Annotated in this window: 17 protein-coding genes; 11 read left to right on the plus strand and 6 right to left on the minus strand. The window is 69.3% G+C overall.

What is annotated here, in order from left to right:
• Positions 1 to 20 precede the first annotated feature (20 nt).
• From pilC to ACN469_RS27700, 4 genes are all read right to left on the minus strand, one after another.
• A complete protein-coding gene (gene pilC / locus ACN469_RS27685) occupies positions 21 to 1,274 on the minus strand; it encodes a type IV pilus assembly protein PilC (protein ID WP_498772463.1) in 1,254 nt (417 codons plus the stop codon).
• Between the two features lie 57 nt (positions 1,275 to 1,331).
• Entirely contained in the window at positions 1,332 to 2,447 is a 1,116-nt protein-coding gene (locus ACN469_RS27690) for a type IV pilus twitching motility protein PilT (protein ID WP_498772465.1), read from the minus strand.
• A gap of 38 nt (positions 2,448 to 2,485) precedes the next feature.
• Entirely contained in the window at positions 2,486 to 4,186 is a 1,701-nt protein-coding gene (gene pilB, locus ACN469_RS27695; RefSeq protein ID WP_498772467.1) for a type IV-A pilus assembly ATPase PilB, read from the minus strand.
• A gap of 212 nt (positions 4,187 to 4,398) precedes the next feature.
• A complete protein-coding gene (locus ACN469_RS27700; RefSeq protein ID WP_498772469.1) occupies positions 4,399 to 5,328 on the minus strand; it encodes a bifunctional riboflavin kinase/FAD synthetase in 930 nt (309 codons plus the stop codon).
• Between the two features lie 66 nt (positions 5,329 to 5,394).
• On the opposite strand from ACN469_RS27700, the gene trmB reads away from it, so the two are divergent.
• From trmB to ACN469_RS27735, 7 genes are all read left to right on the plus strand, one after another.
• Complete coding sequence (trmB, locus tag ACN469_RS27705) at positions 5,395 to 6,015, plus strand: tRNA (guanine(46)-N(7))-methyltransferase TrmB (RefSeq protein ID WP_498772471.1); 621 nt, start codon at positions 5,395 to 5,397, stop codon at positions 6,013 to 6,015.
• A 108-nt stretch (positions 6,016 to 6,123) separates the two neighbouring features.
• Complete coding sequence (locus ACN469_RS27710; protein ID WP_498772473.1) at positions 6,124 to 7,167, plus strand: diguanylate cyclase; 1,044 nt, start codon at positions 6,124 to 6,126, stop codon at positions 7,165 to 7,167.
• Positions 7,168 to 7,222: 55 nt separating this feature from the next.
• On the plus strand, positions 7,223 to 7,639 hold the full coding sequence (locus ACN469_RS27715; RefSeq protein WP_498772475.1) for a hypothetical protein: 417 nt from the start codon (positions 7,223 to 7,225) through the stop codon (positions 7,637 to 7,639).
• A gap of 382 nt (positions 7,640 to 8,021) precedes the next feature.
• Entirely contained in the window at positions 8,022 to 8,885 is an 864-nt protein-coding gene (locus tag ACN469_RS27720; protein WP_498772477.1) for a hypothetical protein, read from the plus strand.
• A gap of 65 nt (positions 8,886 to 8,950) precedes the next feature.
• Positions 8,951 to 9,373 (plus strand): cupredoxin domain-containing protein, encoded by a 423-nt coding sequence (locus ACN469_RS27725; RefSeq protein ID WP_498772479.1) that lies wholly within the window; start codon positions 8,951 to 8,953, stop codon positions 9,371 to 9,373.
• A gap of 56 nt (positions 9,374 to 9,429) precedes the next feature.
• The gene (locus tag ACN469_RS27730) at positions 9,430 to 12,375 is read left to right on the plus strand and encodes a helicase C-terminal domain-containing protein (protein WP_498772481.1); all 2,946 of its coding nucleotides are present in this window, start codon (positions 9,430 to 9,432) and stop codon (positions 12,373 to 12,375) included.
• 239 nt (positions 12,376 to 12,614) lie between these two features.
• Positions 12,615 to 13,364 (plus strand): Uma2 family endonuclease, encoded by a 750-nt coding sequence (locus ACN469_RS27735; RefSeq protein WP_498772483.1) that lies wholly within the window; start codon positions 12,615 to 12,617, stop codon positions 13,362 to 13,364.
• 21 nt (positions 13,365 to 13,385) lie between these two features.
• On the opposite strand, the gene ACN469_RS27740 is transcribed toward ACN469_RS27735, so the two are convergent.
• Positions 13,386 to 14,126: a sensor histidine kinase gene (locus ACN469_RS27740; RefSeq protein WP_498772485.1), complete on the minus strand. Its 741-nt coding sequence runs from the start codon at positions 14,124 to 14,126 to the stop codon at positions 13,386 to 13,388.
• Entirely contained in the window at positions 14,123 to 14,872 is a 750-nt protein-coding gene (locus tag ACN469_RS27745; RefSeq protein ID WP_498772487.1) for a HEAT repeat domain-containing protein, read from the minus strand. Before ACN469_RS27745 ends, ACN469_RS27740 begins: the two co-directional genes overlap by 4 nt.
• A gap of 158 nt (positions 14,873 to 15,030) precedes the next feature.
• On the opposite strand from ACN469_RS27745, the gene ACN469_RS27750 reads away from it, so the two are divergent.
• The 4 genes from ACN469_RS27750 to ACN469_RS27765 all read left to right on the plus strand — a co-directional run bounded on the left by ACN469_RS27750 (position 15,031) and on the right by ACN469_RS27765 (position 20,087).
• Positions 15,031 to 15,831, plus strand: coding sequence for a hypothetical protein (locus ACN469_RS27750; RefSeq protein ID WP_498772489.1), 801 nt, complete (start codon positions 15,031 to 15,033; stop codon positions 15,829 to 15,831).
• A 290-nt stretch (positions 15,832 to 16,121) separates the two neighbouring features.
• Positions 16,122 to 16,562, plus strand: a complete 441-nt coding sequence (locus tag ACN469_RS27755) for a serine O-acetyltransferase (protein WP_498772491.1) — start codon at positions 16,122 to 16,124, stop codon at positions 16,560 to 16,562.
• 166 nt (positions 16,563 to 16,728) lie between these two features.
• Positions 16,729 to 19,425, plus strand: a complete 2,697-nt coding sequence (alaS, locus tag ACN469_RS27760) for an alanine--tRNA ligase (RefSeq protein ID WP_498772493.1) — start codon at positions 16,729 to 16,731, stop codon at positions 19,423 to 19,425.
• A complete protein-coding gene (locus ACN469_RS27765; protein ID WP_498772495.1) occupies positions 19,422 to 20,087 on the plus strand; it encodes a hypothetical protein in 666 nt (221 codons plus the stop codon). Before alaS ends, ACN469_RS27765 begins: the two co-directional genes overlap by 4 nt.
• Positions 20,088 to 20,094 lie beyond the last annotated feature (7 nt).

The following is a 20,094-nucleotide window of genomic DNA, read 5'->3' on the forward strand; positions in this document are numbered from 1 at the left end:
GCGCCCTGGCGACAGCGGAGCTACTTGATGGCACCGGCAATGGAGAAGATGGGCAGGTACATGGCGATGAGGAAGCCACCGACCACGCCGCCGAGGAACACCATCAACAGGGGCTCAATCATGGCCGTCAGCGCGCCGACGGCCGTGTCCACTTCGTCGTCGTAGAAGTCGGCGATCTTGTTGAGCATGGTGTCCATGGCGCCCGTCGCTTCACCGACGCCAATCATCTGCACCACCATGGACGGGAACACCTTCGTCTCGAGCAGCGGACCGGCGATGTTCTTGCCTTCGGAGATCTTGCTGCGCACGTAGTAGATGGCCTCTTCCACCGTGCGGTTACCGGCCGTCTTCGCCGTCACGTCGAGCGCGTCGAGGATGGGCACGCCCGAGGAGATCATCGTGCCCAGCGTGCGCGTGAAGCGCGCCACGGCCACCTTGCGGAGCACCGGGCCGAACAGCGGCACACTCAGGAAGACCTTGTCCCAGAACTTGCGGCCCCTGGGCTGCCTGTAGCTCCAGGTGAAGGAGACGACGATCGCGGTGATGATGCTGATGACGTGCAGCCAGTACGCCTCCGCCCAGGCGGACAGGTCCACGACGAACTGGGTGGGCGCGGGCAGCGCCGAGCCGAAGTCCGCGAACATGGCCGCGAAGACGGGCGTCACCTTGAGGAGCAGCAGCGCCGTCACGCCGATGGCCACCAGGATGACGATGATGGGATAGGTCATCGCGCCCTTGACCTTGCGCTTGAGCTTCTCCGCCTTCTCCCGGTAGGCCGCCAGACGGTTGAGGATGGTGTCGAGGATACCGCCGACCTCACCGGCCGCGCAGAGCTGGATGTAGAGCTCGTCGAAGACCTTGGGGTGCTCCTTGAGCGCATCCGCGAAGGTGCTGCCCTGCTCCACCTTGCCCTTGATGGCCAGCACCACCTTCTTGAAGGCGGGGTTGTCCATCTGGTTGGCGAGGATGTCCAAGCACTGCACCAGGGGGAGACCCGCGTCGATCATCGTCGCGAACTGGCGCGTGAAGACGAGGATGTCCTTGCCGGTGACGCCGCCGAAGCCCGGGATGGAGATTTCGCCGTCCAGCGCGCTCTTCTTGCGCACCTTGACGGGATTGAGGCCCAGGGACTTCAGACGGGCGTTGACGGCCTCGCTGTCCGAGGCCTCCATCTCGCCCTTCTTCGTCTCCCCGCTCTTGGTCTTCGCCTCCCAGAGGAACTGGGCGGTGTTCTTCTTGGAAGCTGTTGCCTTCTGGACTGCCGGTGCTGCCATGAGCTCGACCTCCGCGGACGCCGCGCGAGTCTAACCGCTGAATCTCAAAACCAGGAACTAACGACCCGCCGCTCCTCCGGCTGGCCGCTGGGCCCCCGGTATCCCACCACCACCCGTGGCGAGGATGTTGCGCAGCTCTTCCGGGTCGCTGGAACGCCCGAAGGCCTCGTCCTGGGTGATGAGCCGGCGCAAGAGGAGCGCCGCCAGGGCCTGATTGAAGGTCTGCATGCCGTACTTGGCCTGACCCACCTGCATGGACGAGTAGATCTGATGGACCTTGTCCTCGCGGATGAGGTTCCGGATGGCGGGGTTGGGAATCATGACCTCCAGGGCGAGGATGCGGCCCGGACCGCCCGCCTTGGCCACCAGCGCCTGGCTCATCACGCCCTCCAGCACGAAGGAGAGCTGGGCGCGCACCTGCGGCTGCTGGTACGGGGGGAACACGTCCAGGACGCGGTTGATGGTCTGCACCGCGCTGTTGGTGTGGAGCGTCGCGTAGCAGATGTGGCCCGTCTCGGCGATGGTGAGCGCGGCCTCAATCGTTTCGAGGTCGCGCAACTCGCCCACCAGCACGATGTCCGGGTCCTGGCGCAGGATGTACTTGAGGGCCGTCTTGAAGTTGCGCGTATCCGCACCGACCTCGCGCTGATTGACGAGGCAGTTCTTGTGCGGGTGCAGATACTCGATGGGGTCCTCGATGGTCATGATGTGCTCATGACGCTCGGTGTTGATCTTGTCGATCATCGAGGCCAGCGTGGTGGACTTGCCCGAGCCCGTGGGTCCCGTCACCAGGATGAGGCCGCGCGGCTTCTTCACCAGCTCCGCCACGATGTTCGGCAGACCCAGTTCCTGGAAGGTCAGGATCTTGAAGGGAATGGTGCGGAAGGCGCCGGCCACCGCGCCACGCTGCATGAAGATGTTGGCGCGAAAGCGCGACAACCCCTTCACGCCGAAGGACAAGTCCAGCTCGTTGTCCTCCTCGAACTTGTGCTTCTGGGCGTCCGTGAGGATGGAGTAGCAGAGCTGCTTGGTCTCCACGGGCGTCAGCGGCGCCGTCTTCAAGGGGACGAGCTCGCCGTCCACGCGCAATTGCGGCGGCGAACCGGTGGTGATGTGGAGGTCGGAAGCGCCCTTCTCGACCATCGCCTTGAGGAGCTGGTGCAGGTTGGCCACGGTGGGGGTGTCCTTCGGTGAGGCTGGGGAGGGGGTGACTAGAAACGGTCCGGGGCGGTGTTGCCGACCACTTCTTCCAGAGTGGTGAAGCCGTCCATCACCTTCTTGAGACCACTCATGCGAAGGCTGCTCATGCCCAGGCGGATGGCCTCCTGCTTGAGCTCCGCGGCGGACCCGCCGTTGATGACCAGCTCCTTGAGGCCGTCCCAGAAGGGCATGACCTCGTAGATGGCCACGCGGCCCCGGTAGCCACGGTCATTGCAGTCGCGGCAGCCGACCTTCTCGTACACCGTGAAGGTGCCCATCTTGTCCGGGGGGATGCCGGCGTCGATGAGGGCCTGCTCGTCCACCTTGTCCGCCGGCTTCTTGCAAGCGGGGCACAGGCGGCGCGCCAGACGCTGGGCGAGGATGAGGTTGAGCGAGGCCGTCACGAGGAACGGCTCGATGCCCATGTTGAGCAGACGGCTCACCGTGCCAGGGGCGTCGTTGGTGTGCAGCGTGGAGAGCACCAGGTGGCCGGTGAGGGCGGCCTTGACGCCGATCTCCGCCGTCTCGAAGTCGCGGATCTCACCAATCATGATGATGTCCGGGTCCTGGCGGAGGAACGAGCGCAGGCCCGCGGCGAAGTTCAGGCCGATGTCCTCATGCATCTGCACCTGGTTGATGCCGGCGAAGTTGAATTCGACCGGGTCCTCGGCGGTGCAGATGTTGGTGCCGACGTCGTTGAGGCTGGCGAGCGCCGAGTACAGCGTCGTCGTCTTGCCGGAGCCGGTGGGGCCCGTCACCAGCACCATGCCGTAGGGCCGGTCGATGGCTTCCTTGAACCAGGCCAGGGGCTCCGCGTCGAAGCCCAGCTTCGTCATGTCGAGCTGCAGGTTGCTCTTGTCGAGCAGACGCATCACGACCTTCTCGCCGAAGAGCGTGGGACACACGCTCACGCGGAAGTCCATCTCCTTGCCGCCGCCAATCTTGATCTTGATGCGGCCGTCCTGCGGCAGGCGTCGCTCGGAGATGTCCAGCGAGGCCATGATCTTCAGACGGGAGGTAATCGCGTTGCGCAGCTTCATCGGCGGGCGCATCACCTCGTACATCACACCGTCGATGCGGAAACGGACCCGGAAGTCCTTCTCGTACGGTTCGATGTGGATATCGGACGCGCGCTTCTTGATGGCGTCCATGAGGATGAGGTTCACCAGCTTGACGACGGGCGCGTCATCCGCGGCCTTCGCCATCTCGTCGATGTTCTCCGTCTCCTCCTTCGCCAGCTCGATGTCGTCGTCGACGTCGCCGACGATCTCCTCCATCGAGGGGCCCTTCTCCGCGTAGTAGCGCTCAATCGCCTCGCGGATGGAGACCTCCGACGCCACCACCGTCTCGATGTTGTAGCCGGTGAGGAACTTCAGGTCGTCCACCGCGAAGATGTTGGACGGGTCGCACATGGCGACGATGAGCGACGGCCCGGCGCGGTTGACGGGAATCACCAGGTGCTTCTCGGCCACTTCCTTGGGCACGAGCTTGATGATGTCCGGGTCGACGTCGAAGTCCTTCAGGTTGATGGCCGGCACGCCGTACTGCTTGGAGAGGAAGTCAGTGAGCTTCGACTCCTCGATGGCGCCCGTCTTGATGAGCGCGGTGCCGATGCGCGTGCCGCTCTTCTGCTGCTCTTCCTGGGCCTTGCGCAGCTGCTGGACGGAGATGAGATTCTCGCGGACCAGCAGTTCACCCAATCGACCGGACATTCGTGAAGCCTCTTCCTTTTGGCACAGGAGGATGAGACGGGCGGGGGCCCGCCTCGCTCTTGGGAGACAGGGGCGTTGCCTCGGGGCCCCACAGCACCTTTGGCACGGTTCCTGACAGCGAATTAGAGGGGAGCCGCGCACATCCGTCAAGGCACCCTCTGGGGGGCCCCGACTCGCCAACCCGTTGAACAATCACGGGAAAAGTGCGTGCGTCACTCCCCGGCCCGCGCAATCACCGTGCGAGCAGCCTCCACATCGCGCTTGATCTGCCCGGTCAGCTCCGCCACGGAGCCGAAGCGCTGCTCGGGGCGCAGGCGCTCCAGGAACTGCACGCGCAGCTCCCGCCCATAGAGGTCCCCGGCGAAGTCCAGGAGGTGCGCCTCGATGGTGACCTCGGTGCCGCCGAAGGTGGGCTTGATGCCGATGTTGGTTGCCCCGCCGTGCCAGATGCCCACGCCCTCCCCGGCGAGGAAGCGCACGCGGATGGCATAGACCCCCGGAGCGGGCCGCAGCTCGTTCTGGGTGTCCACGTTGGCGGTGGGAAAGCCGATGGTCCTCCCCCGCCCCGCCCCCGGCACCACCATGCCGTCCAGATCGAACGGGCGGCCGAGCAGCCGGCACGCCGCGGACACCCGACCCTCCAGGATGTACTCGCGCACCCGCGAGGACGAGGCCACCACCCCGTCCACCGTGACGGGCGTCACCACGTGGACGCGGGCGCCTCGCCGGGACGCCGCCTCGCGCAGCGTCTCCACGTTGCCCGCACGCGCCGCGCCGTAGGTGAAGTCGCTGCCCACCACCACGTGCGACACGCCGAGCGCGTCGAGGAGCGTGGCCTCGAAGTCCGCGGGCCCCGTGCGCGCGTAGTCGCGCGAGAAGCCCTGCACCACCGTGGCCTCCAGCCCCAGGTCCGCGAGCAGCTCCAGGCGGCGGGGCAAGAGCGTAATCAGCTTGGGCGCCAGGTCCGGCTGGAGCACCTTGCCCGGGTGGGGGTTGAAGGTGAACGCCGCGGGGGAAGCGTGCTTGCGCGCCTCCGCGAAGAGGGCCTGGTGGCCCACGTGAACCCCGTCGAAGTTGCCCAGGGCGAGCGCCCGGCCGATCAGCGCCCGGCCCGCCTCCGCCACCGACTGGAAGACCTTCATGTCCCCCCTATACCAGTGTTTTTCCCTGGCCAGACCCCGCTTGCCCGTGGTTGGAGCGGCCTCCTCATGCCACGCCCTCGCCTGCTGCCAGACCCCGTCGGCCTCCACCTCATCGCCCAGGAGACTCCTCCGGACTGGGACGCCGAGTTCGGCTTCCCGGGCCCCCTGGAGCTCGAAATCGGCTCCGGCGCCGGAGGCCACGCGCTGGAGTACTGCCGCCGCAACCCCACCATCCGCTTCGTCGCCTTCGAGTGGCGCAAGAAGTACGCGCGCGACACCCAGGAGCGCGCCCAGAAGGCCGGGATGAAGAACCTGCGCGTCGTCGAATCCGACGCCCGCTTCGCCGTCCCCCGCATCTTCGCGGACGGCTCCCTCTCCGTCATCCACCTCCAGTTCCCCGACCCCTGGTGGAAGCGCGCCCACGCCAAGCGCGCCGTCGTGCAGCCTGACTTCGCCGCCCTCCTGCTCGCCAAGCTCGCCCCCGGCGGCCGCTTCGACATGCGCACCGACGTCGAGGACCGCGCCCACAACATGCTCTCCATCCTGGAATCCGTGGGTTTCCACAACCCCTTGGGTTCCGGTGTTTTCCACCCCTATGACCCGGAGGAAGTGCCCTCGACGCGTGAGCGGCGGTATCTCACCTCGGGAGAGCCGGTGTACCGGGCCCGGCTCGTCAAACCCGCCTGAGCCTCCAAAAGACAGGGACTTGCCCTACCCCTTGGCTTCCTGGAGAGGGCGGGAGACAATCAAAAGCATTCTGGCAGAGCGGGATGATTGCACTGGGGGCGCAACCGCATGGCGGAGGGTGACAGGAAGAGGACGCCGGAGGTAGCCCGGCGGACGGCGGCGGGCGGCGAGCTGAGCGGCCGGACGGTGCTCATCGTCGACGACGACCCGGCGCACGTGGCGCATGTGCGCGAGGGGCTGGCGCCGCGGGGGTACGTCTTCAAGGAAGCCCATGACGGGACGCAGGCGCTGTCGGCCATTCGCGAGGCGAGGCCGGACCTCATCCTGATGGACGTGGAGATGCCGGGGCTGGGCGGCGTGGAGGTGTGCCGCATCATCAAGGCGAACTCCGGGGAGGAGGGCTTCGGCTTCATCCCGGTGATTCTGATGACGGCGCGGCAGGCGGCGGGAAAGGTGGAGGGGCTGGAGCTGGGGGCGGACGACTACCTGGTGAAGCCCTTCGACATGCTGGAGCTGTCGGCGCGGGTGAAGTCGATGCTGCGGCTCAAGGCGCTCCAGGACGCGCTGGTGGAGAAGAACCGGGAGCTGGACAAGGCCAACAAGGAGCTGGCGCGGCGGCGCGAGGAGCTGCTCGCCCTCAGCCGCACGGACGCGCTCACGGGCCTGTTCAACCGGCGCTGCTTCGAGGAGCGGCTGACCGACGAGTTCGCGCGCTCGCGGCGCTACCAGTCACCGCTGTCGCTGGTGATGCTGGACATCGACCACTTCAAGCGCATCAACGACACCTTCGGCCACCCCTTCGGGGACCAGGTGCTCAAGGCGGTGGCGCAGACGACGCGCTCGCGGCTGCGCGAGGTGGACGTGCTGGCGCGGTATGGCGGGGAGGAGTTCATTGCCCTATTGCCGGAGACGGGGACGGCGGATGCGCTCAAGGTGTGCGAGCGCGTGCGCGAGGCCATCGCCGGGCTGCGGGTGGAGCACGTGAGCGTGGACGGGAAGCGGCAGGAGGTGCGCCTGACGGCGTCGCTGGGCGTGGCCACGGTGCCCTCGGCGGACCTGGAGAGCTCTGAGGCGCTCTTGCGCGCGGCGGACGCGGGGCTGTACGCGGCCAAGGGAGCGGGGCGCAACCGTGTCCAGCAACACGTTCCGTGAGGCTGACGCACCCAAGGCTTTCCCCCGGCGCCGCTTTGACCTAAACCCCACGTCCATGCGCCTGACCGCGACGATGCCCTGGTTGCTGGCCCTGCTCCTGGTGGGCGTGGCCGGCTGCAACCAGCCCCGCTTCGGCACACCGCAAGATGCGTATACGTCCTTCCACCGCCTGGTGAAGCGCGGCGAGTTGCGCGCGGCCTGGGGCGCCTTGTCCCAGCCCACCCAGGCGACCCTGACGAAGCGGGCCCAGGCGGTGAGTGACGCCTCCGGGGGCGCGGTGAAACCCGAGCCCATGGGCCTCTTCTTCGCGAATGTCCCCCCTCCTCCGGATGTTACGGAGGTCTCCCTGGTCCGGGAGGCGGGCGACGAGGCGACCGTGCTCGTTCGCTCGTCAGGCAGCACCCATGAGGTCCGGATGGTCCGGGAGCCGTCTGGGTGGAAAGTGGACCTCTCAGCCTCCCTCCAGCCTTGAAGCCGGGCATGCCCGGGCTCCTCGCATCAGGTAACGTACGACTGTGAACGATCGGAAGACACGACGGGTGGTTCCCGCGGTCGAAGTCATCCGGCGGCCGGCCTCGACGCCCGGCAGCGCCGCCCAGACTCCGTCCCCTTCGGAATCCGCTCCTCCGGCGCCCACGCCGCGCCCCACGCCCACGCCCCGGCCGTCCGCAGGCACGGCGCCCCCCACCCCGCCGGCCCCTCGGCCCGCGGGAGTGAATCCCACGCCTCGCCCCGCCGCCCCTGCGGCGACGGCGCCGGCGACCCCTTCGGCTCCCCTGCCCGCGCCCCGGCCCGCCGGCGTGGCGCCCGCTCCCTCGCCGCGTCCGGCGGGGGTGACGCCCGGCGCCCGCCCGATGGCACCGCGAGCGCCCGGAGGCCCCGGTGCACCCGGTGCGCGTCCGGGAGGCTTCGGCGGACGGCCCGGAGGCTTCCGCTCTTCCACGCCGCGGCCTCCGCCCACGCCCGAGCAGATCCTCGCGCTGGCGCAGCGCGAGCACGTGCCCGCGCGCATCGCCAAGGGTGAGCTGGAAGGGAAGATGAAGGCCCGCATCTGGCGCAAGCTGCACGCCGAGGAGGCGAAGCGCTTCGACCAGGTCTACGAGCTGATGGGCCAGACGCCGGACCTGTCGCTGGGGGACGCCTTTGGCGTGCTCCAGAGCGGCATGACGGTGGCGGAGTTCATGGCGCGCAAGGAGCGCACCCAGCGCAAGGCGGCCATCAAGCAGGCGCGCGGCGAGGTCGACAACGCCGTGGTGGCGGAGCTGCTCGGCGGCCTCATCTCCGGCAAGGTGGAGGTGTCCGTCGTCCTGGCGGAGCGCTCGCTGCTGGACACGCTCGTCGCCGAGGAGCCCATCGCCTTCACGCTGGAGCGCACCGGGCGGCTGGAGAAGCTGCAGGTGGTGCTGCTGGCGCGTCGCGCCGAATGGGAGCGGCTGCTGCCGAGCCTGGAGCGCGACGCCAAGCTGACGCAGAAGCCGTCCACGGTGGCGCGTCAGCCGGACAAGCGTCCGTACTCGGACCCGCGCGCCTTCCTGGACCACCTGGGCGACACGGTGAAGCTGGTGCTGCGCAACGGCATCACCCTCCAGCTCCCGCTGATGCACGTGGGCCGGTTCGACCTGCTGCTGGGTGAGCCGGGGCACGAGGTGTTCGTCCCGCTCCACGCCCTGCTCAGGTTCGAGCCAGGTCCTTCGAGCGCTCCCGCCGACGAGGCCTGAGGGCCCTGTCGCCGGGGGCGCCGCCCCTTCACCTTCGCCAGTCCTTCGTTCGCTCGAGGCACCCCATGCGCCCCTTCGTCTCCCGCATCATCAAGCCCTGGCTCGCGCTCGCCGCGACGGCCGCCATGGTGGGCGCCACGCAGCAGGGGTGCACCAAGGACGCGCCCGCCGCAGCCGAGACTCCCGCCGCGCCCACCGTCCCCGAGAAGCGGGAGAACGGCGTGCGCGTGGTGGAGCTGACGGTGACGGAGAAGGGCTACGAGCCCAGCCCCGTGACGCTGAAGAAGGGCGAGCCGGTGAAGCTGGTGGTGACGCGCAAGACGGACCAGACGTGCGCCACCGAAGTCGTGATGGACGGCTACGACATCAACACGCCGCTGCCGCTCAACCAGCCGGTGGACATCTCCTTCACACCCAAGGAGTCCGGAAAGCTCGTCTACGGGTGTGCCATGGGGAAGATGATTTCCGGCGTTTTCCTGGTGGACTGAAGACGTAGGTCGAAATCTGGGCACCGCGCCGGGAAGAGTTAGTCTCCCGGCCCTGCATGGGCGGCGCGGCGGAGCTTTTCACGCGGCATGTCTTCCTCGACCTCGAGACAACGGGGTTGGATCCACGTGCCGACGAAATCATCGAGCTGGGGTGTCTCTTCTTCGAGAACGGACGCGAGGTGGACCGCTTCGCGCGGCTCTACTCGGCGTCGCGGCCCCTGCCTCTCACCATCCGACGGCTGACGGGCCTGACGGACGCGGACCTCGCGGGGCGGCCGCGCTTCGGCGCTGACATCGAGGAGCTGCGAAGTCGGCTCACGGGCTGGACGGTGGTGGCGCACAACGCGCCCTTCGAGAAGGGCTTCCTGCCGGACTTGCTGAATCCCATCCGCGCGCCGGTGCTCGACTCGTGCGAGTTGATGCACTACCTGCACCCGGAGCTGACCAGCCACTCGCTGGAGTCGCTGCTGCGCTGGGCGGGCCTGGGCATCCGCCAGCCGCACCGCGCGCTGTCCGACTGCGAGGCGGTGCACGCCGTGCTCGTGCAGACGATGGACCGCTTCGTGCGTGAGGGCCGGGGTGAGGATGTCTCGGACCTGCTGGCCACGTTGGACCCTCGGGCCGCGCGGCGGCTGGGGCCTCCGGAGACGGACGGCGGCGCGTTCGACTACGAGGAGTGGCCGCTGTTGGAGCTGCTGTCGCGACTGAGCGAGGCCTGTCGGGCCGCTCCCGCGCAGCTGGCCCTGGAGACGCAGGGCTTCCTGCGCGGAAAGCCCGAGCGACGTCGGGCGGCCGGAGTGCCTTCCCTTCCCGAGCCCGAAGCCGAGGCGCCGGTGCTTCCGGTGCGGGCCGATGAAGTGACGGCGGTGTTGGGTGCGGGCGGGGCGCTGGAGCGGATGGACGAGGGCTTCCGGAGTCGGACCGCGCAGCTCGACATGGCGCAGGCGGTGGCGCGCGCGCTGTCGGACGGCGAGCAGGTGGCGGTGGAGGCGGGGACGGGGACGGGCAAGTCGCTCGCGTACCTGGCGCCCGCGGCCCTCTTCGCCGCGCGCAACGGGCGCAAGGTGGGCGTGGCTCCGCACACGAAGACGCTCCAGGACCAGCTGCTGGAGAAGGACCTGCCCCGGCTGCACAAGGCGATGGGCGGGACGTTCGGCTACGCGCTGCTCAAGGGGCAGTCGAACTACCTGTGCCGTCGCCGCGCGCTGGAGGCCACACGCGTGGAGCCGGGCATGGGGCACTCCGCGCGCGCGCCTCGCGCCTACCTGCGGGCGTACCTGCGCCGCAGCGTGGACGGGGACATGGACCGGCTGAGCCACTGGTTCCGCGAGCGCTTCCCCGTCCTGATGGGCCTGACGCCCGCGGTGCGCTCCGAAGCCGCGACGACGCTGGGCGAGAAGTGCCCGCACTACCACCGCTGCTTCTACCACTCGGCGGTGGCCCAGGCGCGCGAGGCGGACGTGCTGGTCATCAACCAGTCGCTCGCCTTCGCGTGGCCCGCGCGCTACCCGAAGCTGGAGCACCTGGTCCTCGACGAGGCGCACGAGGTGGAGGACGTGGCCACCACGGCCCTCACCGTGGAGCTGTCGGACCTGGCCTTTCAGCGCCTCACCGAGCGACTGCACGGACGCGATGGACGCCATGGCCTCTTCGCGGAGCTGCGCCGGGCCCTCTCCGCGTCTCGTCGCGAGGAGTCGCGCGCGCTGATGGGCCAGGTGGAGGACGCGCTGCGCCGGCTGATGGACGAGGCGCGGGACTTGGGCGCCCGGGTGACGGAGCTGTGCGAGCCCTCGGCCACCACCGCGGGCGAGGACCCCGACGAGGGCGCGTATGCGCCGGAGCTGCGCGTGACGGAGGCGGTGCGCGCGCTGCCCACGTGGGAGCCGGTGCGTGACGGCCTGGAGCTGGTGCGCGGCGCGCTGCAGGCCCTGCACACGCTGCTCGCGGTGCGGGTGCTGGAGGCGCTGCCGGAGCTCGCCGCGAGGATGCCCGCGCTGGAGCGCGAGCTATCAGGCGCCACCACGGAGCTGGGAGAGCTGGCGACGCTGGCGCAGGAGCTCTCGGGCGAAGCAGCGGCGGGGCGGTGCTACTCCGCGACGGCCGAGCCTCGGCGGCAGCGCTGGAGCGTGGGCGCGCAGCCGGTGGATGTGTCCTTCCATGTGTCGCGCGACTTCGCGGCGAACAAGCGCGCGTTGGTGCTGACCTCGGCCACGCTGGGGCCCACGAGCCAGGGCTCGGGAACGCCCTTCGTGTTGAAGCGACTGGGGCTGGATGGACGCGGCGACCGCCCCGCGCCCCGGCTGCTGCGCGCGCCCTCCCCCTTCCAGCTCCATGAGCAGGCGCTGGTGGTGCTCGTCACCGATGCTCCGCGCGCGCACGAGGAGCCCTTCATCGACTGGGCCGCGACGCGGATTTCAGGCCTCGCGCAGACGATGGGTGGACGACTCCTGGGCCTGTTCGCCTCCACGCGGCGCATGGAGCGCGTGGGCGCGGAGGCGAGGACGCGACTGGAGCCGCTGGGCATCGAAGTGCTGCGGCAATCGCGCGGGCACAGCCGCTCGCTGGCGGCCCGGCAGGAGCGCGACACGGGCACGGTGCTGCTGGGCACGAAGAGCTTCTGGCAAGGCGTGGACATCCCTGGGCGCGGCGTGGGCTGCGTCTTCATCGACAAGCTTCCGCTGGAGCCCGCGCTGCGTCCGCTGGTGGCCGCGCGTGAAGAGCCGCTGGCCCGCTCCGGTGGCGAGTACCAGGGCTTCCTGCAGTACCGACTGCCGCGCGCGTTGCTGCTCCTGCGCCAGGGCGTGGGCCGACTCATCCGCTCCACCACGGACCGAGGCGTCGTCATCATCGCGGACCCGGGCCACCCGAGCTACCGCGCGCACCTCATGGAAGCGCTCGAGGGCTATCGCGTGGAGGCGCTCCCGTGGGCCCAGGCGCGCCTGCGCATCCACGCGGTGCTCAAGCAGACGGGGCTCACCGTGGACGTCGCCTCGCCACCGTGAAGCTTCACAAGTCCGCTCCCGTGGACTCCTTCTTGGAGTCCTGGGACGTGGTTCCCGCGCATTGCTTGATTCGTGCTTCGCGACACGCGCGGGAGTGCGTGGCGCGCGCCTTGCTCATCCACCTCGGGCATTGACGCGCGAGGCTGCCGACCCCACGCTTTCGACGCATGGGACGGCACGCGGACAGAGTTCGTGGCGACGCCTTCCCTCGGGCTCCCACCCAGGAGGAGTGGGACGCGATGGGGCCCGAGGAGAGGGCGCAGGTGGTGGAGACACTGCCAGCGGAGGTGACGTACCGGGAGATGTCTCCGCCCGAGGGGGACTTGCATCAAGACGCGAAGCACCGCGTGCTGGATGTGCTGAGGCACCACTTCCGGCATCGACGGCGCAAGGCCTACGTCGGCTCGGAGCTGCCCGTGTATTACCCCGGGGAGCGCCGCTTCGCGCCCGACCTGCTCGTGGTGTTCGACGTCGAGCCACACCCACGCGAGAAGTGGCTGGTGAGCCACGAGGGCAAGGGCCTGGACTGGGTGATGGAGGTCCACTCGGGCGGCAACCGGAAGAAGGACGCCGTGGTCAACGTGGAGCGGAACGCGCGGCTCGGCATCCGCGAGTACTTCATCTACGACGCGGGCCGGGAGCGACTGGAGGGGTTCCGGCTGAAGTCCGCCAAGGCCAGGACCTACGTTCCCCTGAAGCCGAAGCAGGGACGGTTCACCTCGAAGGTGTTGGGGCTCGAGTTCGAGGTCCGTGGCGACAAGATGTTCGTCTGGACCGGCAAGACGCTGTTGCTCGAGTCCACGGAGATGATTGACCAGCTCAAGGCCCGGATGAAGCGGGCCGTACTGCGCCGCCAAGCTGCGGCCCGTCGTCAACATCGGATGACGGTAAAGGCGCTCAAGGAAACCAACCAGCGCCGCAAGGACGCCGAGCAACAATTGGCGAAGGTGAAAGCCGAGCTCCGCAAGCTGCGTCCCCGGAAGCACTGACCGGGGACGACGGCGCGGGGCTCAGGCCTCCAGGCGCGCGCGGAAGCGGGACTCCAGCGCGCGCAGCTCGTCGAGCGATTCTCCCGACACCCCGGAGCGCTCCGCCGTCTCCACCGCCTTCGCCAGCACCCGAGCATCCTCCTCGCTCTGGTCCCTCAGCTTCTGCATCATGCTCCGCGTCGCGTCGAACAAGTCCCGCAGCTCGTCGCCATCGCGCAGGCCGTACTGCGGCGGGCGCAGCTTGCCATCGAGCACGTCGCCCACCATGCGGCGGATGCGCAGCAACGGCCCCGCCAACCGGTGCGTGACGACGATGGTGCCCAACGCCACCACGGCGATGAAGCCCACCAGGAAGGCCCCCAGCACCCACCACGTCGCGCGCTGACGCGACTCCAGCTCCGCTCGCTGCGCGACGATGGCGGCCCGCTCCTCCTCGTAGGCCGCGTCGATGCCTTGCGCCTTCTCCCGGAAGGTGGCCTCGAAGGTCGGGTCGTCCATCCGCGCCAGCAGCTCGTTGGACAGCGTGGCGCCGGACAACTCCCGGCTGACCTCGGCGGCCCGGGAGCGGGCTTCCACCGCCGTCGCCGTCTCCCGCATCAACGCCCAGGCGGAGCGCACCAGGAACACGCCCAGCAGGGCCGACAGCACCACCGTCACTCCGACCATGTACGCGGTCAGCTTGAGCTGGAAGCCTGTATCCAGGAGGAAGTTACGCCAGCGCCGCTTCGGGGCCGCCGCGTGCGCCGTCGTGCTCGTCGTCATGTCTCGTTGCTCCACTCGAAGGTTTCCGCTGCTTCCTCCACCGCGCGCGGCACCAGCGCCTTGAGGAGGTCCGCGGGCTGCGCGCCCCCGGCCTTCACATCCACCTGCCCCAGCAGGGACAGGTCCGGGTAGCTCAGGCAGACGATGGCCACCCGCAACCCGCCCCCCTCCATCGCATGCACTTCCGGGGTGATTCGGTAACCATGCACGCCCAGCTTCTTCAGCGCGCCCTTCGCCGCGGCCTTGGACTCCTTGGCCGGCGCCAAGAGCGCCCCCCGGCGAATCAGCCGCGAGCGCAGCCGCGCCTCGGTGGCCTTCACCAGCTCGGCCGGCAGCGAGCGCGTCAGGTCCTTCATCCCCTCCAGCGAGACGTAGAAGCGCGGAGGTCGCGCCTGGTACTCCTTCAGCGCGCTCACCGCCTCGCGCACTGCCGCCTGCACCGTCGCGTCCGCCTCCGTCTTGTGGGCCTCCAGACAGGGCAGCGCGGAGGACTCCTGCAGCTTCGCCAGGGACTTGGCGACGGCCGCGCGCACCAGCTCGCTCGGGTCCTTGAGGCCGCCACACAGGGGCGTCACCGCCTCCGGGTCCTCGGTGGCCCCCAGCACCAGGGCCGCCTGGGAGCGCGAGCGAGGGTCCTTGCCCTGGGTGAGCTGGCGCCCGAGGAACGCAAGCCGGGTGTCCCCCTGGGCGAGGGCCACACTGGGCGCGACGAGCAACACGAGGAGGGGGAGGGCAGGCAGCCGCATGGCGGGGACGCCGGAGAGTGTAGCGCCGTCTGCCCGCTGACGAACAGTTGCAGGATTCCCAGTCCACGCGCACCCACCTCCCCTGCTTGCGTAGGCAGGGTGGATCCGACATGGGGCCATCCTGGGGTAACGTGCGCACGTCCAGGAGGGCATGCCCGGTGTCATTCGCTTCCCGGTTGGAAGGTCTGCTGCAGCAAGTGGGGTTGAGCGGCGTGGTGGAAGAGGTGCGTTCGCGCCTGGGCTATGCGCGTCCGCAGGCCCCTTCCCACAACGGTGCCGCCCATCCCTCACCTCGTCAGGTGGAGCGGCGGGAATCGCCGTCCCCTGCCCCCGTGGCCGTCGCGCCCCCCAGCGCGCCAGAGCCCACAAGAGTGGAGCGCACCCCGCGCCCTCGCCCCATCTCCGAGGCGGAGAACTCCCCCGCCACCGAAGCCGTCGCCGCTGACCCACCGGCGCCACGTGCTCCGAAGGCAGCGAAGAAGACCCGGGCCGTGAAGTCCGCGAAGCCCGCCACCAAGGCCGCCAGCGCGAAGTCGGGCAAGAGCCCGGCCCGGAGCAAGGCCCGTGCGAAGAAGAAGAGCGAGGCCGCCCCCGCGTCCCAGGCCGCGTCCGCCGCGGACACGGGACAGGCCGTGGTCCAGTTGATGGAAGCGCTCCGCTCCCATCCCCGCCACGAGGAGCTGCGCTCCGCGGGCAAGCTGAAGGATCAGCTCGTGCGCTCGCTGATTCCGCTCTACCTCGCCCGAGCGGTGGAGCTGGACATGGAAGTGACGTCCGGAACGACGTCCCGCTTCTGGGGCGAGCTGGGCGTCACCTACGCCGCCCCCAACGCGGCCAAGGCCCTGCGCCTGCACGCCGGCTACGCGCAGGACACCAAGAAGGGAAAGGCCATCACGTCCAAGGGCGTCCAGTACGTCGAAGAGGCCTTGAAGCGCCTGCGCGAGAGCGCGGCCTCCTGAATCGCGACGCCGTGAGCCACCGAGGCGACTGTCCGCCCGGTGGCACTCCGGCGTCGGCGTGGACCAGCAGGGGTTCGCTGGCGGACGATCTTCCGGGCCTCGCGAGCGAGCGGCTGGCCCGTGCCAGGAGGTCTCCTAGATTGGCGCGGAGCAATGGCCACGACGCGCTCTTCACCCTGGACGGCTTGCCTCCATCTCTCCGCCTCCCTGCCCGGGATGGCGAGCGAGGGTGTGGACCGCCTCCAGGCTGAGGGGCCTTCCGGCCTCTGGGGGGTGGCGCGGGGTGGGGCATGGGTCCAGACGCGCTGACCTTCTATCGGGCCGCGAGGCGGCTGAAGAGCCTGGGCGTGCCCGTGCTTCCGAGCATGGTGGCCGCCGTGGGTGACCGGCTCCTGCATTGCCACGTGGACATCGACGCGCGGCTGCATTCCACCGTGGGCCTGGGCTACGGCGGCGTGGGTGTGGTGGTGGCGCCGGGTGTGGAGGTGGGCGAGGGCAGCTTCCTCTCCCAGAACGTCAGCGTGGAGCCCCGGCGCGGCGAGGCCGGCGTCCCCCGCATCGGTCGCAACGTCTATGTCGGCGTGGGCGCGCAGATCATCGGCCCGGTGACGGTGGGAGACGGCGCGGTGATTGGCGCTGGAGCCCTGGTCATCTCGGATGTGCCCCCCATGGCCGTGGTGGCGGGAGCCCCGGCCCGGGTGGTGAAGCAGAAGGCCGCGAACGGACACTGAGGGGCGGACCCCACGCAGGGCACGGGTGGCGTGTTCGCCGCCCCCCACCCCTCCTGCCGTCCAGGCATACGCGGGCTGTCGGAGTTTCCCCTCCCGGGCCGTCCGCCCCCCTATGCAACCTCCAAGAACTCCTGCGCGGCCTCCTCTTGTGGCATATACCCACACCATGCCTTCCGCCCTGACCGCCTCCGAGATTCGCGAGGCGTTCCTCAAGTTCTTCGAGGAGCGTGGACACCGCCGCGTCCCCTCCTCCTCACTGGTGCCGGCGAACGACCCGACCCTGCTGTTCACCAACGCGGGCATGGTCCAGTTCAAGGATGTCTTCACCGGCCGCGAGCGGCGCGACTACCAGCGCGCCACCACGTCGCAGAAGTGCGTGCGCGCCGGTGGCAAGCACAACGACCTCGACAACGTGGGCTACACGGCCCGGCACCACACGTTCTTCGAGATGCTCGGCAACTTCTCCTTCGGCGACTACTTCAAGGCGGACGCGATTGCGTACGGCTGGGAGTTCGTGACGAAGACGCTCGGGCTCGACAAGGCGCGGCTGTCCATCACCGTGTTCAACGGCGAGGACGGCATCCCCTGGGACGAGGAGGCCTTCGAGCTGTGGGCGAAGCAGGGCGTGTCTCGCGACCGCATCTTCAAGCTCGGCAAGAAGGACAACTTCTGGTCCATGGGCGAGACGGGCCCGTGCGGTCCCTGCTCCGAAATCCACTATCACCAGGGTGACGACATCCCCTGTGTCGAGGAGGCGGCGGGCCGTCAGTGTCAGAGCGTCGCGTGTGACTGCGACCGGTGGCTCGAAATCTGGAACCTCGTGTTCATGCAGTTCGAGCGCAAGGAGAAGGACGCGCCGCTGATTCCGCTGCCCAAGCCGTCCATCGACACGGGCGCGGGCCTGGAGCGCATCGCCTCCGTCGTGCAGGGCAAGCGCTCCAACTACGACACGGACCTGTTCCAGAACATCATCGCGAAGGTCGTCGAGGTCTCCGGAAAGCCCTACTCGCAGGAGACGGGCGCCTCCCACCGCGTCATCGCGGACCACGGCCGCGCGGCGGCGTTCCTCATCGCGGACGGCGTGCAGCCCTCCAACGAGGGCCGGGGCTACGTCCTGCGCCGCATCATGCGCCGCGCGATTCGCCACGGCACGCTGCTGGGGCTGGACCAGCTCTTCTTCTTCAAGGTCGTCGACCGCGTCATCGAGGTGATGGGTGACGCGTACCCGGAGCTGCGCGAGAGCCGGCCCTTCCTGCTCAAGGTCTCCGAGCACGAGGAGGAGAGCTTCCGGCGCACTCTCAGCCGCGGCATGAAGATGATTGAAGAGAGCGTCGCCCGGATGAAGAAGGCGGGCGAGACGCTGATGTCCGGCGCGGACGTCTTCCTGCTCCACGGCACCTACGGCTTCCCGTGGGATTTGACGCAGATCATCCTCCGTGAGCACGGGCTCGACGCGGACATCCCTGGCTTCGAGGCGGAGCTGGTGAAGGAGGCCGACCGCGGCAAGGGCGGCGAGCTCAACAAGGACAAGGCCGTCGGCGACGTCTACCTCAAGCTCGTGGAGAAGCTCGGGACCACGGAGTTCCTCGGCTACGAGGGCGAGGGGCACGAGGGCGAGGGCAGCGTCCGCGCGATGATTCGCGACGGCGTGGAGGTCATCCAGGCGTCGAAGGGTGACAAGGTGGAGCTGGTGCTGGACCGGACGCCCTTCTACGGCGAGTCCGGCGGTCAGCTCGGCGACAGCGGCAACATCATCGGCCACGGCGGCAAGGCAGTGGCGCAGGTGAAGGACGCGCAGCGCCCGGTGCCAGGCCTCATCGTCCACTCCGTGGAAGTCACCGAGGGGACGTTCAAGGTCGGCGACATGGTGCAGACCGCGGTGGACGTGGAGCGCCGCAAGGCCATCCGCGCGAACCACTCCGCGACGCACCTGCTGCACAAGGCGCTCAAGCTGGTGCTGGGCGAGCACGTGAAGCAGGCGGGCTCCGTCGTGGCGCCGGACCTCCTGCGCTTCGACTTCTCGCACTTCGGGCCCGTCACGTCCGAGCAGGCGGAGAAGGTCGAGGACCTGGTCAACGGCTGGATTCGCGACAACGCCGCGGCCGAGACGCGCGTCATGGCGCTCGAGGACGCGAAGAAGTCCGGCGCGGTGGCCATGTTCGGCGAGAAGTACGGCGAGACGGTGCGCGTCGTCACCGTGCACCCGGAGTCCACCGAGCTGTGCGGCGGCACGCACGTGCGGCGCAGCGGCGACATCGGACTGTTCAAGCTCTCCAGCGAGAGCGGCGTGGCGTCCGGCGTGCGCCGCATCATCGCGCTCACGGGCGTGGGCGCGCTCCAGCACGTGCGGGAGCAGGAGCACGAGCTGCGCAAGGCGGCCGAGCTCTTGAAGACGTCCCCCAAGGACGTCGCCAAGCGCGTGGAAGCGGCGCAGAAGCGCGTGAAGGAGCTGGAGCGCAAGGTCGAGGAAGTGTCCGTGAAGGCGCAGACGGCTGGCAGCAAGGACCTGCTGGAGCAGGCGCGCGACGTCAACGGCATGAAGGTGCTCGCCACGCGGGTGGACCCGGCGGACGACAAGGTGTTCCGAGGCATGGCGGACCAGCTTCGCGACCGCATGAGCTCCGGCATCATCGCCATCGGCGGCGAGAAGGACGGCCGCGCCATCATCCTCGTCGCGCTGACGAAGGACGTGGTGGCCAAGGGCCTGAGCGCGGGTGACCTCGTGCGCGAGATGGCCAAGGAAGTCGGCGGCAAGGGCGGCGGCAAGGCCGACATGGCACAGGCCGGCGGCCCCGACGCGTCGAAGCTGCCCGTGGCGCTGGAGAAGCTGTACGAGCTGGTGAAGGGAGCGGGCAACGCGTGAGCGCTCGCTCTCCCTTCGCCCTGGCGCCGGTGGCGTGCCTCCTGGCTGCGGCCCTCCTCACCGGGGGCTGCACGAAGGAGGAGCCCGCGCCCTCGTCCCTGGGCACGGCGGATGAGCGCACGCTCCAGAAGCTGCGGCAGGAAGTGGACCGGGTGAACCAGGGGGGCCGCCCGGCGCAGGGCCCCGAGGCCACCCGGGGCGCACCGAACGCCCAGCTCGCGGGACTCGCCGCGGGACTGGAAGAGGCCGCGCCCCGGCAGTTGGGCGTGCCCGAAGGCAACAACACGGTGCATGTGGACACGGTGGCGGTGAAGCTGACCGGGCTGGAGTCCTCTCACTCGGCGAAGGGCTCGGGGAAGATGAGCGTGACGACGGAGGAGCTGTTCCTCCGGGTGCAGTTCGTCACGCAGAACGTGGGCCCCGCGCCCGTGACGCTGGACCTGGAGTCGGCCACGGTGGTGGACGCGCAAGGCGCGTCGTTCGCGGTGGCGAGGGACGCACAGGTGCTCGCCGGCACGCGTCCCCTGCGCCGGACCTGGGCCCCTGAAGAGCGCGCCGACGTAGTGCTCCTGTTCGAGCTCCCCCCGCCGGCCCTGCGGGAAGGTGCCCTGCACCTGGTCATGCAAGGGACGGGGGGAGAGGTGCGGATCCCCCTGCGATGAGCGGGCT

The organism is Corallococcus terminator (assembly GCF_049194865.1).
Lineage (GTDB): Bacteria > Myxococcota > Myxococcia > Myxococcales > Myxococcaceae > Myxococcus > Myxococcus terminator_A.

Excerpts from the sequence above, each read along its gene's own strand:
- ACN469_RS27735 (WP_498772483.1), top strand. The coding sequence starts at position 12,615 with ATGGGGCCCGAGGAGAGGGCGCAGGTGGTGGAGACACTGCCAGCGGAG.
- pilC (WP_498772463.1), bottom strand. The coding sequence starts at position 1,274 with ATGGCAGCACCGGCAGTCCAGAAGGCAACAGCTTCCAAGAAGAACACC.
- alaS (WP_498772493.1), top strand. The coding sequence starts at position 16,729 with ATGCCTTCCGCCCTGACCGCCTCCGAGATTCGCGAGGCGTTCCTCAAG.
- ACN469_RS27710 (WP_498772473.1), top strand. The coding sequence starts at position 6,124 with ATGGCGGAGGGTGACAGGAAGAGGACGCCGGAGGTAGCCCGGCGGACG.
- ACN469_RS27740 (WP_498772485.1), bottom strand. The coding sequence starts at position 14,126 with ATGACGACGAGCACGACGGCGCACGCGGCGGCCCCGAAGCGGCGCTGG.
- ACN469_RS27700 (WP_498772469.1), bottom strand. The coding sequence starts at position 5,328 with ATGAAGGTCTTCCAGTCGGTGGCGGAGGCGGGCCGGGCGCTGATCGGC.
- ACN469_RS27715 (WP_498772475.1), top strand. The coding sequence starts at position 7,223 with ATGCGCCTGACCGCGACGATGCCCTGGTTGCTGGCCCTGCTCCTGGTG.
- ACN469_RS27745 (WP_498772487.1), bottom strand. The coding sequence starts at position 14,872 with ATGCGGCTGCCTGCCCTCCCCCTCCTCGTGTTGCTCGTCGCGCCCAGT.
- trmB (WP_498772471.1), top strand. The coding sequence starts at position 5,395 with ATGCCACGCCCTCGCCTGCTGCCAGACCCCGTCGGCCTCCACCTCATC.
- ACN469_RS27725 (WP_498772479.1), top strand. The coding sequence starts at position 8,951 with ATGCGCCCCTTCGTCTCCCGCATCATCAAGCCCTGGCTCGCGCTCGCC.
- ACN469_RS27720 (WP_498772477.1), top strand. The coding sequence starts at position 8,022 with ATGGCACCGCGAGCGCCCGGAGGCCCCGGTGCACCCGGTGCGCGTCCG.
- pilB (WP_498772467.1), bottom strand. The coding sequence starts at position 4,186 with ATGTCCGGTCGATTGGGTGAACTGCTGGTCCGCGAGAATCTCATCTCC.
- ACN469_RS27755 (WP_498772491.1), top strand. The coding sequence starts at position 16,122 with ATGGGTCCAGACGCGCTGACCTTCTATCGGGCCGCGAGGCGGCTGAAG.
- ACN469_RS27730 (WP_498772481.1), top strand. The coding sequence starts at position 9,430 with ATGGGCGGCGCGGCGGAGCTTTTCACGCGGCATGTCTTCCTCGACCTC.